We start from the raw sequence: 12,201 nt of genomic DNA on the forward strand, positions 1-12,201 counted from the left end.
CTTACTGCTTACGCCCTGCGGCGCGATACCCGATGTCGTTGCGATACTGCATGCCGTCGAACGAGATGCGGTTCACGGTCTCATAAGCCACGTGCTGCGCGCTGCGCACCGAATCGGCGAGACCGACCACGCACAGCACGCGGCCGCCCGAGGTCACGAGCTTGCCGTCCACCATCTGCGTGCCCGCATGGAACGTGACCGAATCGGCGGTCTCGGCCGGGATGTCGCTGATGCGGTCGCCCTTGCGCGGCGTGTCCGGGTAGTTGTGCGCGGCGAGCACGACGCCCAGCGCGGTGCGGCGGTCCCATTCGAGCTCGACCTGATTCAGCGTGCCGGCGATCGCCTGCTCCACGACCTTCGAGAAGTCGCCCTTCAGGCGCGCCATGATCGGCTGCGTTTCCGGGTCGCCCATGCGGCAGTTGAATTCGAGCGTCTTCGGGTTGCCTTGCGCGTCGATCATGAGGCCGGCGTAAAGGAAGCCCGTGTAGCGGATGCCTTCCTTTTCCATGCCCGCCACGGTCGGCAGGATGATTTCGCGCATCACGCGCGCGTGCAGCTGCGGCGTGACGATGGGCGCGGGCGAGTAAGCGCCCATGCCGCCCGTGTTCGGGCCCTGGTCGCCGTCCTGCAGGCGCTTGTGGTCCTGGCTCGAAGCGAGCGCCAGCACGTGCTTGCCATCCACCATGACGATGAAGCTCGCTTCCTCGCCCGCGAGGAATTCCTCGATCACCACGCGCGCGCCGGCGTCGCCCAGCTTGTTGTCGGCGAGCATCATGTCGATGGCCTGGTGCGCTTCTTCCGGCGACATCGCCACGACCACGCCCTTGCCGGCGGCGAGGCCATCGGCCTTGATGACGATGGGCGCGCCGTTCTTCTCGACGTAGGCGTGCGCGGCCGCGGCGTCGGAGAAGGTCTCGTAGGCCGCGGTCGGGATGTTGTGGCGCTTCATGAACGCCTTGGCGAAGTCCTTCGAGCTTTCGAGCTGCGCGGCTTCCTTCGTCGGGCCGAATACCTTCAGGCCGCGCTGGCGGAACACGTTGACGATGCCGGCCGCGAGCGGCGCTTCGGGGCCGACCACGGTGAAGGCGACCAGTTCGCGCTCGGCGAAATCGGCGAGCTCGTGGATGTCCGTGATGTCGACGTTGGCGAGCCGCTCGTCCTGCGCGGTGCCGCCGTTACCGGGTGCGACGTAGACGAGCTGCACGCGCGGCGCCTGCGCGAGCTTCCACGCCAGCGCATGTTCGCGGCCGCCAGAACCGACGACGAGTAACTTCATGTGAATCCCCGAAAGACCAGAACCAGAAACAGTTGCGGCCGGCGCACAGTGCGCCGGCCGTGAAAAATCGCATGCGGGAAGCGGGGCCTCCCGGGCCGATGCCTTATTCCTCGGCGATCGACGCGTTGGTGTACACCTCCTGGACGTCGTCCAGGTTCTCGAGCGCGTCGAGCAGCTTTTGCATCTTCACGGCGTCGTCGCCCGTGAACTCGACCTCGGTTTGCGGCTTCATGGTGACTTCGGCCATTTCCGCCTTGAAGCCCGCGGCTTCGAGCGCGGCTTTCACCTTCGGGAAGTCGAACGGCGGGCAGACCACTTCGATGGAGCCGTCGTCGTTCGTCACGACGTCGTCGGCGCCGGCTTCGAGCGCGGCGTTCATGAGCGCGTCTTCGGGCGTGCCCGGCGCGAACACGAACTGGCCGACGTGGTCGAACATGAACGCCACCGAGCCGTCCGTGCCCATGTTGCCGCCGAACTTCGAGAACGCGTGGCGCACTTCCGCGACGGTGCGGGTGCGGTTGTCGGTCATCGTGTCGACGATGACGGCCGCGCCGCCGATACCGTAGCCTTCGTAGCGGATTTCCTCGTAGTTCGCGCCGTCCACGCCGCCCACGCCGCGCTGGATCGCGCGGTTGACGTTGTCCTTGGGCATGTTGGCGTCGTAGGCCTTGTCGACGGCCAGACGCAGGCGCGGGTTCGTGTCGGCATCGCCGCCGCCCATGCGCGCCGCGACCTGGATTTCCTTGATGAGCCGCGTCCAGACCTTGCCGCGCTTCGCGTCAGCAGCAGCCTTCTTGTGCTTGATGTTGGCCCATTTCGAATGACCCGCCATACCTTTCTCCGTCGCACGCGCCGCGCGCGTGCAGTGTGCAATGTGCTGTTGTCGTTGCGTGTTCCCGGGCGTGGCCTCGTGCCTGCGCCGTCGTGTGAACGACGTGCCGCGCTCGAGCCGGTGCGGCCCTGAGCATCCCGTCCGACCTTGCGGTGCCGCTCGATGGCGCTTGCGCCCCCATGGCGCCTGCCCGCGGCGTCGCGGGCCAGTGCTTGCGACGATCGCGCGGCGCTCGTGCTGCCTGCGCGGTCTCGCTCGACACCGGCGCCCGCCTGGATTCGCCGGCTGCCTTCCCTGGTCGCCCTTGTCGCCGATTACGACCGGGACGGCGCCTGTTCAGGTGGATTTCAATTTTATCACGCCCGAACCGTCCGGCTTCGCCTGCCTGCGTGATGAGGCGGCGCGCCGCCTTCGCCGGGGCGGGATCGAGGCTGGGGAAGGGGACGGCCGGCGCTGACGTACCGGCGTGGGCATACCGGCGTGGGCATACCGGCGTGGGCACACCGGCGTCGGCGTACCGGCATGGGCGTACCGGCATGGGCATACCGGCATGGGCATACCGGCATGGGCATACCGGCGTGGGCATACCGGCGTGGGCACACCGGCGTGGGCACACCGGCATGGGCATGCCCGCGCGGACGCGCCGACCTAGTTCTTCGTGCCGAACAGGCGGTCGCCGGCGTCGCCGAGGCCCGGGATGATGTACGCGTGCTCGTTGAGGTGCGAGTCGAGCGAAGCCACATAGAGTTTCACATCGGGATGCGCCTTCTGGAACACCTCCACGCCTTCGGGCGCCGCCACGAGCGCGAGGAAGAGGATGCGCTCGCCGGGCACGCCGCGGCGCTTGAGCACGTCGATGGCGTGCGCCGCCGAGTAACCCGTGGCGACCATCGGATCGCACAGGATGAAGGTGCGGTCTTCGAGGTCGGGCAGGCGCACGAGATATTCGACCGGCCGATGGTCGTCGGCGCGATATACGCCGATGTGGCCCACGCGCGCCGACGGGATCAGCTCGAGCAGCCCGTCGGACATGCCCACGCCTGCGCGCAGCACGGGCACGATGGCGAGCTTCTTGCCCGCGATCACGGGTGCGTCGACCTCGACGAGCGGCGTTTGCACGCGCCGCGTCGTCATGGGCAGCGCGCGCGTGATTTCATAGCCCATCAGCAGCGTGATCTCGCGCAGCAGCTCGCGGAACGTGCGCGTGGACGTGTCCTTGTCGCGCATGTGGGTGAGCTTGTGCTGGATCAGCGGGTGATCGAGGATGAAGAGATTCGGGAAACGGCTGTCCTGTTTCATGGCGGGGCGTAAGGCTGCAAGGGAATCGGAGAATCGGTCGTGCCGCTGCCGCGCGAGTCCGGAGCGTCGTGCCCGGGTTGCGCGGTTGCGGCGGGCGCGACCCGCCGCGCGCGGCAAGCGCTCGTGGCTTGCGAGGGCGCCGGGCCGCGCTACAGGCGCAAGTATACGGGAACTGGGCGGGAGCAAAGACCGAACTGAGCGGGGGCGTTATGCGGGGTAAGCGGACCTGTAAGCGGGCAGGCGGGCAAGCGGGCAAGCGGGCAAGCGGGCAAGCGGCCAGGCGGCCAGGCGGGCAAGCGGGCAAGCGGGCAAGCGGCAAAGCGCACATGCTGCCGCACGCGCATGGCGTGCGGCAGGGCCGTTTCGCGCACAGTCCACCGGCACCCGAAGCGTCCGGCCGCCGCCGGGCTTCCACGCGCCGCGTCCGATTCTTCTAGAATCGCAAAAAGATTGGAGGGCGGCGCGGCATGGGCTGAGCGGCAGGCTCACGCGCGCCCGCTTGTCATATGACGGTCATCGAAGTAAAAAGGACACGAATACGATGGACATGGGCATCGCAGGACGCTCCGCGCTGGTGTGCGCGGCCAGCAAGGGACTCGGGCGCGGTTGCGCCGAGGCGCTCGCCGCCGAAGGCGTCAACGTGACGATCGTCGCGCGCACTGCGCAGACGCTCGAAGAGACCGCGGCGCATATCCGCAAGAGCACGGGCGTGGACGTGACGGCGGTGGCTTGCGACATCACCACCGAGGCAGGCCGCGCCGCGGCGCTCGCCGCCTGCCCGTCGCCGGACATCCTCGTGAACAATGCGGGCGGGCCGCCGCCGGGCGACTTCCGCAAGTACACACACGAAGCATGGATTGCGGCACTCGAGGCGAACATGCTCACGCCGATCGCGCTGATCCAGGCCACCATCGACGCGATGATCGCGCGAGGCTTCGGGCGCATCGTCAACATCACGAGCTCCTCGGTGAAGGCGCCCATCGACGTGCTCGGCCTCTCCAATGGCGCGCGTTCGGGCCTCACGGGCTTCGTCGCGGGCGTGGCGCGCCAGGTCGCGGCCACGGGTGTCACGATCAACAGCCTGCTGCCGGGCGCGTTCGATACCGACCGGATCCACTCCACCATCGTCGCGCAGGCGAAGGCGAGCAATATTTCGGAAGACGAAGCGCGTGCGCGTCGGATCAAGACGATTCCGGCCGGGCGCTTCGGCACGCCTGAGGAATTCGGCCGCGCCTGCGCATTTCTGTGCAGCGTTCATGCGGGCTATATCACCGGGCAGAACTGGCTGATAGACGGCGGGGCGTATCCGGGCACTTACTGAACGACATCGAACAACACCGTGCGGTGCCCTTCGCGCCGCATCCGGACCACCACGCACGCAACCCTCACATCAAGGAGCTGGACGCCATGCCAACCCAAGTCGCACTGATCGCGCACGACCACAAGAAGGAAGACATCGTCAAGCTGGCGGTCGAATACGTCGATACGCTGCGTCACTGCGAGATCATCGCCACCGGCACGACCGGCTCGCGCATCGAGGCCGCGACCGGCCTGAACGTGGAGCGCATGCTCTCGGGGCCGCACGGCGGCGACCTGCAGATCGGCGCGCGCCTGGCCGAAGGCAACGTCGATATCGTGATCTTCCTGCGCGACCCGATGACCCCGCAGCCTCACGAACCCGACATCAACGCGCTCGTGCGCGCCTGCGACGTGCACGACGTGCCGTGCGCCACGAACATCTCGACGGCGCGCATGCTTCTCGACGTGCTCACGCTGCGCCAGAAGAATGCAGTCTGAGGCGCGCGCCATGTAGCCAGCGATGTAGCCAGATATCCTGCCAGATACGCAGCGAGGACGACACCAAGGAGACGTGATGACCAAGGCAATCCGTTACGAAAAAACCGGTGGCCCCGAAGTGATGAAGTGGGTGGACGTCGACGTGGGCGAGCCGGGCGAGGGCGAGGTGCGCTTGCGCCAGAGCGCGTGCGGCCTGAATTACATCGACGTGTACTTTCGCACGGGGCTCTATCCGCAGCCGCTGCCCGCCGGGCTAGGCATGGAGGCGGCCGGCGAGGTGACGGCGGTGGGCCGGGGCGTGAGCGCACTGAAAGTGGGCGACCGCGTGGCTTATGTCGCGCGTCCGCCGGGCGCCTATGCGCAGGAGCGCGTGCTGCGCGCCGACCAGGTGATCAAGCTGCCCGATGCGATCAGCGACGAAGCGGCGGCCTCGATCATGCTGCAAGGTCTCACCGCCCAGTACCTCCTGCGCCGCACCTATCGCGTGAAGGCCGGCGACACCATCCTCATCCAGGCAGCGGCGGGCGGCGTGGGCCTCCTGGTGTGCCAGTGGGCGAACGCGCTGGGCGCGACCGTGATCGGCACCGTGGGCTCGGACGAGAAGGCCGCGATTGCAAAGGCGCACGGCTGCGATCATCCCATCGTCTACACGCGCGAGGACTTCACGGCGCGCGTGCGCGAGATCACGAACGGCGCGGGCGTGCCCGTGGTGTACGACTCGATCGGCAAGGACACCTACACGAAATCGCTGGACTGTCTTGCGCCGCTGGGCATGTTCGTGAGCTTCGGCAACGCATCGGGGCCGCTGCCGCCGATCGATTCGTCGGAGTTCGCCGGGCGCGGGTCGCTGTTCTTCACGCGCCCGACGCTCTTCACGTATATCGCAAAGCGCGCCGACTACGAGGCGATGGCGGCCGAACTGTTCGAAGTGATTGCCTCCGGCAAGGTGAAAACGTCGATCAACCAGCGCTATGCCCTCGAGGACGTCGGTGAGGCGCATGCCGCGCTCGAAGCGCGCAAGACCACGGGCTCGACGGTGCTGGTGCCCTGAGATGAATGGACGCGGTGCCGGGCCGCATAGGCAATGAGACCGGCGCCGGAGTATCGATTCGACTTTTACCTTACGCCGCCACGGCGAACCCAAAGGCGCGCAACACCACCGTTGCGCGCCTTTTCCTTTTGCGCTGCCGGTAGGCCTCGTGCAGGCCCGGCCCGCGCGTCGTTTACACGTTTTTTATACACAGCCCAGAACCTTTGATCCGGATTTAATGCGGCAACAGGTACCTTGCAGCCATCCGTCATCCGTGAATGGAGAACACGAAATGGATGTGCTGTATATCGGGGGGCTGGCGGTTTTCGCCGCGCTCACTTACGCGTTGATCGCAGGCTGCGAGAAGCTCATGCAGTACCGCCGCGATCAGGGCGCGAAGGGAGTGCGCTCATGACCTGGATCTTCTGGCTATCGGGGGCGGCAACGCTGCTGCTGTTCGTCTATCTCGTCCATGCGCTCCTGCGCGCGGAGGATATCGAATGAACACCAGCAATCTGTTGCAGACGGGGCTCTTCATCGTCGTCCTGCTTGCGCTTGCCGTGCCTCTCGCGGGCTACATCACGCGCGTGCTCGATGGTCGCTCGCGCGTCGTGCGCCTGTTCGCGCCGCTCGAAAACCTGCTTTATCGCGTGGCGGGCGTCGATCCGCAAGCCGAGATGAGCTGGAAGCGCTATGCGCTCGCCACCCTCTCGTTCAACGTGCTCGGCGTGGGCTTTCTCTACGTGCTGCTGCGCATCCAGGGCTGGCTGCCAGCCAACCTCGGCAACCCGCAGCAGTTCGGCGCGATGACCGTCGACGGCGCGTTCAACACGGCCGTGAGCTTCGTCACCAACACCAACTGGCAGGACTACACGCCCGAGCAGACCGTGAGCTATCTCACGCAGATGCTCGGCTTCACCGTGCAGAACTTCCTCTCGGCGGCAACCGGCATCGTGGTGGTGATCGCGCTGATCCGCGGCTTTGCGCGGCACTCGGCGCAGACCATCGGCAACTTCTGGGTCGACCTCACGCGCACGACGCTCTACATCCTCGTGCCGATGGCGGCGCTCATCGCCGCGCTGCTGATGAGCCAGGGGATGATCCAGAACTTCAAGGCCTATCAGGACGTGCCCGTTCTGCAGACCACGACCTACGCCGCGCCGAAGCTCGACGCCCAGGGCAACCCCGTGAAGGACGCGAAGGGCAATCCCGTGACGGTGGACACCAAGGTCACGTCGCAAACGCTCGCCATGGGCCCCGTTGCCTCGCAGGTCGCGATCAAGATGCTGGGCACGAACGGCGGCGGCTTCTTCAATGCGAACTCCGCACATCCGTACGAGAACCCCACGCCGTTCTCGAACTTCGTCGAAATGGTGTCGATCCTGCTCATTCCGGCGGCCCTGTGTCTCGTATTCGGCAACATGGTGGCGGATCGCAGGCAGGGCATCGCCGTGCTGGCGGTCATGACGATCGCGTTCGCCGTGGCCGTGGGCTTCGAGCTTTCCGCCGAGCAGGCCGGCAATCCGATGTTCACGTCGCTCAATGTCGATCAGCATGCCAGTGCGCTGCAGGCGGGCGGCAACATGGAAGGCAAGGAAACGCGCTTCGGCATGGCGCAAACGGGCATTTTCGTCGTCGCCACCACGGCGGCATCGTGCGGGGCCGTGAATGCGGCGCACGACTCGCTCACGCCGCTCGGCGGGCTCGTGCCGCTGCTCTTCATCCAGCTCGGCGAGGTCATCTTCGGCGGCGTAGGCTCTGGGCTCTACGGCATGCTCGTGTTCGCGCTGCTCGCGGTCTTCGTGGCGGGTCTCATGATCGGCCGCACGCCGGAATACGTCGGCAAGAAGATCGAGTCGTTCGAGATGAAGATGGTCTCGATCGTCGTGCTGCTCACGCCGCTGCTCGTGCTGCTCGGCACCTCGATCGCGGTGCTTGCCGACGCGGGCAAGGCCGGTATCGCCAATCCGGGCGCGCACGGCTTCTCCGAGATCCTGTATGCGTTCAGCTCGGCCGCCAACAACAACGGCAGCGCATTCGCCGGCCTCACCGTGAACACGCCGTTCTATAACTCGCTGCTCGCCATTGCCATGTGGTTCGGCCGCTTCGGCACGATCATCCCGGTGCTGGCCATCGCGGGGTCGCTTGCGGGCAAGAAGCGCATTGCGGTGACGGGCGGCACGCTGCCCACGCATGGCCCGCTCTTCGTCGTGCTGCTGCTCGGCACGGTGCTGCTGGTCGGCGCGCTCACCTACGTGCCCGCGCTCGCGCTCGGTCCTGGCGTCGAGCATCTGATCATGATGGGCGTGCATTGAACGGGGCCCTTCGCAACATGAGCGAAACGAAAATGAATCAGCATAGTGCAACCCGGTCCATGTTCGATCCGGCGCTGCTGCGCCCGGCCGTCGTGGACTCGTTCAGAAAACTCAGCCCGCGCACGCAGTTGCGCAACCCCGTGATGTTCTGCGTGTACGTGGGCAGCGTGCTCACGACGATCCTCTGGATCGCAGCGCTCGTGGGCCAGGCCGAAGCGCCCGCGGGTTTCATCCTCGCGGTCGCGCTCTGGCTGTGGTTCACGGTGCTGTTCGCGAACTTCGCGGAAGCACTCGCCGAAGGGCGCTCGAAGGCGCAGGCCGCATCGCTTCGCCAGGCCAAGAAAGACGTGATGGCCAAGAAGCTCAACGAGCCGCATCCGAAAGCGCCGATCCGCATCATGACGGCGTCCGACCTGCGCCGCGGCGACGTGGTGCTGGTCGAGACCGGCGACACGATTCCGGCCGACGGCGAAGTGATCGAAGGCGTGGCATCGGTGGACGAATCGGCGATTACGGGCGAATCGGCGCCCGTGATCCGCGAGTCGGGCGGCGACTTTTCGTCGGTGACGGGCGGCACGCGCGTGCTCTCCGACTGGATCGTCGTGCGCGTGACGGCGAACCCGGGCGAAGCGTTCCTCGACCGCATGATCGCGATGGTCGAAGGCGCGAAGCGCCAGAAAACGCCTAACGAAATCGCGCTCACGATCCTGCTGGTCGCGCTAAGCATCGTGCTGCTGCTTGCCACTGCAACGCTGCTGCCGTTCTCGATGTTCTCGGTCGAAGCCGCTCATTTGTCACATTCGGTCGGCCACGTGGTCACGATCACGGCGCTCGTGGCGCTGCTCGTCTGCCTGATTCCGACGACCATCGGCGGTCTGCTCTCGGCGATCGGCGTGGCCGGCATGAGCCGCATGATGCAGGCCAACGTGATCGCGACGTCGGGCCGCGCGGTGGAAGCCGCCGGCGACGTGGACGTGTTGCTGCTCGACAAGACCGGCACGATCACGCTCGGCAACCGTCAGGCGTCGATGTTCGTGCCCGCGCCGGGCGTGACCGAAGAGGTGCTCGCGGACGCCGCGCAGCTCTCGTCGCTCGCCGACGAAACACCGGAAGGCCGCAGCATCGTCGTGCTCGCGAAGCAGCGTTTCAACATCCGCCAGCGCGACATGGGTCCGCTGCACGCGGATTTCATCGCCTTCAGCGCGCAAACGCGGATGAGCGGCGTGGATCTGCCGGGGCGCGAAATCCGCAAGGGCGCCGCCGACGCCGTGAAGCAGTACGTTCAAGCGCGCGGCGGCCGTTTCCCGGCCGAAGTCGAACACGCCGTGGACGACGTGGCGCGCCGGGGCAGCACGCCGCTCGTGGTGGCGGAGATGCACGACGGCACGGCGCGCGTGCTCGGCGTGATCGAGCTGAAGGACGTGGTGAAGGGCGGCATCAAGGAGCGCTTCGCCGAGCTGCGCAAGATGGGCATCAAGACCGTGATGGTGACGGGCGACAACCGCCTGACCGCGGCCGCGATCGCCGCCGAAGCCGGCGTGGACGACTTCCTCGCGCAGGCCACGCCTGAAACCAAGCTCGCAACGATCCGCGAGCACCAGGCGCAGGGCAAGCTCGTGGCGATGACGGGCGACGGCACCAACGACGCCCCGGCGCTCGCGCAGGCCGACGTGGCCGTGGCGATGAACACGGGCACCCAGGCCGCGAAGGAAGCGGGCAACATGGTCGACCTCGACTCGAACCCGACCAAGCTCATCGAGATCGTCGAAATCGGCAAGCAGATGCTCATGACGCGCGGCTCGCTCACGACGTTCTCGATCGCCAATGACGTAGCGAAGTACTTCGCGATCATCCCCGCGGCGTTTGCCACGACCTACCCGCAACTGCGCGTGCTCGACGTCATGCATTTGAGCTCGCCGTCGTCGGCGATCCTCTCGGCGGTGATCTTCAACGCGCTGATCATCGTGATGCTGATTCCGCTCGCGCTCAAGGGTGTGAAGTACCGGCCGCTCGGCGCCGCGACGCTGTTGCGCCGCAATCTGCTGATCTACGGCCTCGGCGGCATCTTGCTGCCATTCCCGTGCATCAAGCTGATCGACATGGTGCTCGCCGCGTTCGGCTGGGTCTGATCCACGTCCGCCGACACACACGGATAGATACATAGGAAACCAAAATGAAATCGCAGTTTCGTCCTCTGATCGTGATCTTCGCCGTGCTGACGGTCATCACCGGCCTCGTGTATCCGGCCGTGATGACCGCCTTCGGCCAGGCCGCGTTCCACCGCCAGGCCAACGGCAGTCTGGTCGAAGTCGACGGCAAGGTGGTGGGCAGCGCGCTCATCGGCCAGCAGTTCGACGCGCCCCAGTACTTCTGGGGCCGTCTCTCGGCCACCACGCCGATGCCCTACAACCCGACGGGTTCCGGCGCCTCGAACCTCGGGCCGACCAATCCGGCGCTCGCCGACGAAGTCAAAGGCCGCATCGCCGCCCTCAAGGCGGCGGGTACGGATGTCTCGCAGCCCATTCCTGTCGACCTCGTGACGTCCTCGGGCAGCGGCCTCGACCCCGAGATCACGCCCGCCGCCGCCGCCTACCAGGTGGCGCGCGTCGCACAGGCGCGCCACCTGAGCGCGAATGATGTGCAGGCGCTCGTGGATCGGCATACGAAGGGCCGCCAGTTCGGCGTGCTCGGCGAGCCGCGCGTGAACGTGCTCGAACTGAACCTCGCGCTCGACGGCAAAGAGGCGAGCTGAGCGACGCTCGAGCGGCATCAGCGCTTCATCCGCATGCACGGCGCACGACGCGCGGTGCATGCGGTTTGCCATTTCGGTGCCGCGGTGAGACGATCTTTCGTGGTCCGTGACATCACGTGCCGTGCATTCCCAACCTCGCATCCCGACCTTCGCATGAACCGCCCCGATCCCGACGAACTGCTCGACCGCCTCCAGCGCGACGAAGAAAAGCGCCGCCGCGGCAAGCTCAAGGTTTTTTTCGGCGCCTCGGCGGGCGTCGGCAAGACCTATGCGATGCTGCAGGCCGCGCGCCGCCGCGCCGAGGAAGGCGTGGACGTCGTGGTGGGCATCGTCGAGACGCATGGGCGCAGCGAGACCGCCGCGCTGACCAGCGGCCTCGAAGTGATGCCGCGCCAGCGCATCGCGTATCGCGGGCGTGTGCTAGAAGAGTTCGACCTCGACGCGGCGCTCGCGCGCAAGCCGCAACTGGTGCTCGTCGACGAGCTGGCCCATTCGAACGTGGCCGGCGCGCGCCACATGAAGCGCTGGCAGGACGTCTACGAACTGCTCGATGGGGGCATTGACGTCTACACGACCGTCAACGTCCAGCACCTCGAGAGCCTCAACGACGTGGTGGGGCAGATTACGGGCATCCGCGTATGGGAGACCGTGCCCGACCGCGTGTTCGACGGCGCCGACGAAGTGACGCTCGTCGACCTGCCCGCCGAAGAGTTGCTCGACCGCATGCGCGACGGCAAGGTCTACATGCCGGCGCAAGCCGAGCGCGCGGTGCGCAACTTCTTCCGCAAGGGCAACCTGATCGCGTTGCGCGAACTGGCGCTGCGCCGCACGGCCGATCGCGTGGACGCGCAGATGCGCGAGTATCGCGCCGACCGCTCGATCCAGCACGTGTGGCAGGCG

Annotated in this window: 12 protein-coding genes; 9 read left to right on the top strand and 3 right to left on the bottom strand. The window is 66.7% G+C overall.

The window, feature by feature from the left end; all coding sequences use genetic code 11:
• Nucleotide 1 precedes the first annotated feature (1 nt).
• The 3 genes from purD to upp form a co-directional block, all read right to left on the bottom strand.
• On the bottom strand, nucleotides 2-1,276 hold the full coding sequence (purD, locus tag BMI01S_RS29910; RefSeq protein WP_028232275.1) for a phosphoribosylamine--glycine ligase: 1,275 nt from the start codon (nucleotides 1,274-1,276) through the stop codon (nucleotides 2-4).
• A 103-nt stretch (nucleotides 1,277-1,379) separates the two neighbouring features.
• Nucleotides 1,380-2,108 carry a YebC/PmpR family DNA-binding transcriptional regulator gene (locus BMI01S_RS29915; protein ID WP_028210443.1) on the bottom strand — a complete coding sequence of 243 codons (729 nt, stop codon included), beginning with the start codon at nucleotides 2,106-2,108 and terminating at the stop codon, nucleotides 1,380-1,382.
• A gap of 648 nt (nucleotides 2,109-2,756) precedes the next feature.
• A complete protein-coding gene (gene upp / locus BMI01S_RS29920; RefSeq protein ID WP_028210442.1) occupies nucleotides 2,757-3,407 on the bottom strand; it encodes a uracil phosphoribosyltransferase in 651 nt (216 codons plus the stop codon).
• 541 nt (nucleotides 3,408-3,948) lie between these two features.
• Between upp and BMI01S_RS29925 the strand changes: the two genes are divergently transcribed.
• The 9 genes from BMI01S_RS29925 to BMI01S_RS29965 all read left to right on the top strand — a co-directional run.
• Nucleotides 3,949-4,728: an SDR family oxidoreductase gene (locus BMI01S_RS29925; RefSeq protein WP_028210441.1), complete on the top strand. Its 780-nt coding sequence runs from the start codon at nucleotides 3,949-3,951 to the stop codon at nucleotides 4,726-4,728.
• Between the two features lie 86 nt (nucleotides 4,729-4,814).
• Nucleotides 4,815-5,204, top strand: a complete 390-nt coding sequence (locus BMI01S_RS29930) for a methylglyoxal synthase (RefSeq protein WP_028210440.1) — start codon at nucleotides 4,815-4,817, stop codon at nucleotides 5,202-5,204.
• 76 nt (nucleotides 5,205-5,280) lie between these two features.
• Nucleotides 5,281-6,255 (top strand): quinone oxidoreductase family protein, encoded by a 975-nt coding sequence (locus BMI01S_RS29935; RefSeq protein WP_028232276.1) that lies wholly within the window; start codon nucleotides 5,281-5,283, stop codon nucleotides 6,253-6,255.
• A gap of 271 nt (nucleotides 6,256-6,526) precedes the next feature.
• The gene (locus BMI01S_RS29940; protein WP_028210438.1) at nucleotides 6,527-6,649 is read left to right on the top strand and encodes a hypothetical protein; all 123 of its coding nucleotides are present in this window, start codon (nucleotides 6,527-6,529) and stop codon (nucleotides 6,647-6,649) included.
• The gene (gene kdpF / locus BMI01S_RS29945) at nucleotides 6,646-6,738 is read left to right on the top strand and encodes a K(+)-transporting ATPase subunit F (RefSeq protein WP_027819619.1); all 93 of its coding nucleotides are present in this window, start codon (nucleotides 6,646-6,648) and stop codon (nucleotides 6,736-6,738) included. The genes BMI01S_RS29940 and kdpF overlap by 4 nt, the downstream gene beginning before the upstream one ends.
• A complete protein-coding gene (gene kdpA, locus BMI01S_RS29950) occupies nucleotides 6,735-8,549 on the top strand; it encodes a potassium-transporting ATPase subunit KdpA (protein WP_028232277.1) in 1,815 nt (604 codons plus the stop codon). Before kdpF ends, kdpA begins: the two co-directional genes overlap by 4 nt.
• 32 nt (nucleotides 8,550-8,581) lie before the next feature.
• Nucleotides 8,582-10,678 (top strand): potassium-transporting ATPase subunit KdpB, encoded by a 2,097-nt coding sequence (kdpB, locus tag BMI01S_RS29955; protein ID WP_028210436.1) that lies wholly within the window; start codon nucleotides 8,582-8,584, stop codon nucleotides 10,676-10,678.
• Between the two features lie 44 nt (nucleotides 10,679-10,722).
• Entirely contained in the window at nucleotides 10,723-11,301 is a 579-nt protein-coding gene (gene kdpC, locus BMI01S_RS29960) for a potassium-transporting ATPase subunit KdpC (RefSeq protein ID WP_028210435.1), read from the top strand.
• Nucleotides 11,302-11,454: 153 nt separating this feature from the next.
• Nucleotides 11,455-12,201, top strand: a 747-nt coding sequence (locus BMI01S_RS29965; protein ID WP_042291577.1) for a sensor protein KdpD, incomplete at its 3' end; no start/stop codon positions are given.

Source organism: Paraburkholderia mimosarum LMG 23256 = NBRC 106338 (assembly GCF_000739815.1).
GTDB classification, from domain to species: domain Bacteria; phylum Pseudomonadota; class Gammaproteobacteria; order Burkholderiales; family Burkholderiaceae; genus Paraburkholderia; species Paraburkholderia mimosarum.

Excerpts from the sequence above, each read along its gene's own strand:
- purD (WP_028232275.1), bottom strand. The coding sequence starts at position 1,276 with ATGAAGTTACTCGTCGTCGGTTCTGGCGGCCGCGAACATGCGCTGGCG.
- BMI01S_RS29915 (WP_028210443.1), bottom strand. The coding sequence starts at position 2,108 with ATGGCGGGTCATTCGAAATGGGCCAACATCAAGCACAAGAAGGCTGCT.
- upp (WP_028210442.1), bottom strand. The coding sequence starts at position 3,407 with ATGAAACAGGACAGCCGTTTCCCGAATCTCTTCATCCTCGATCACCCG.
- BMI01S_RS29925 (WP_028210441.1), top strand. The coding sequence starts at position 3,949 with ATGGACATGGGCATCGCAGGACGCTCCGCGCTGGTGTGCGCGGCCAGC.
- BMI01S_RS29930 (WP_028210440.1), top strand. The coding sequence starts at position 4,815 with ATGCCAACCCAAGTCGCACTGATCGCGCACGACCACAAGAAGGAAGAC.
- BMI01S_RS29935 (WP_028232276.1), top strand. The coding sequence starts at position 5,281 with ATGACCAAGGCAATCCGTTACGAAAAAACCGGTGGCCCCGAAGTGATG.
- BMI01S_RS29940 (WP_028210438.1), top strand. The coding sequence starts at position 6,527 with ATGGATGTGCTGTATATCGGGGGGCTGGCGGTTTTCGCCGCGCTCACT.
- kdpF (WP_027819619.1), top strand. The coding sequence starts at position 6,646 with ATGACCTGGATCTTCTGGCTATCGGGGGCGGCAACGCTGCTGCTGTTC.
- kdpA (WP_028232277.1), top strand. The coding sequence starts at position 6,735 with ATGAACACCAGCAATCTGTTGCAGACGGGGCTCTTCATCGTCGTCCTG.
- kdpB (WP_028210436.1), top strand. The coding sequence starts at position 8,582 with ATGAATCAGCATAGTGCAACCCGGTCCATGTTCGATCCGGCGCTGCTG.
- kdpC (WP_028210435.1), top strand. The coding sequence starts at position 10,723 with ATGAAATCGCAGTTTCGTCCTCTGATCGTGATCTTCGCCGTGCTGACG.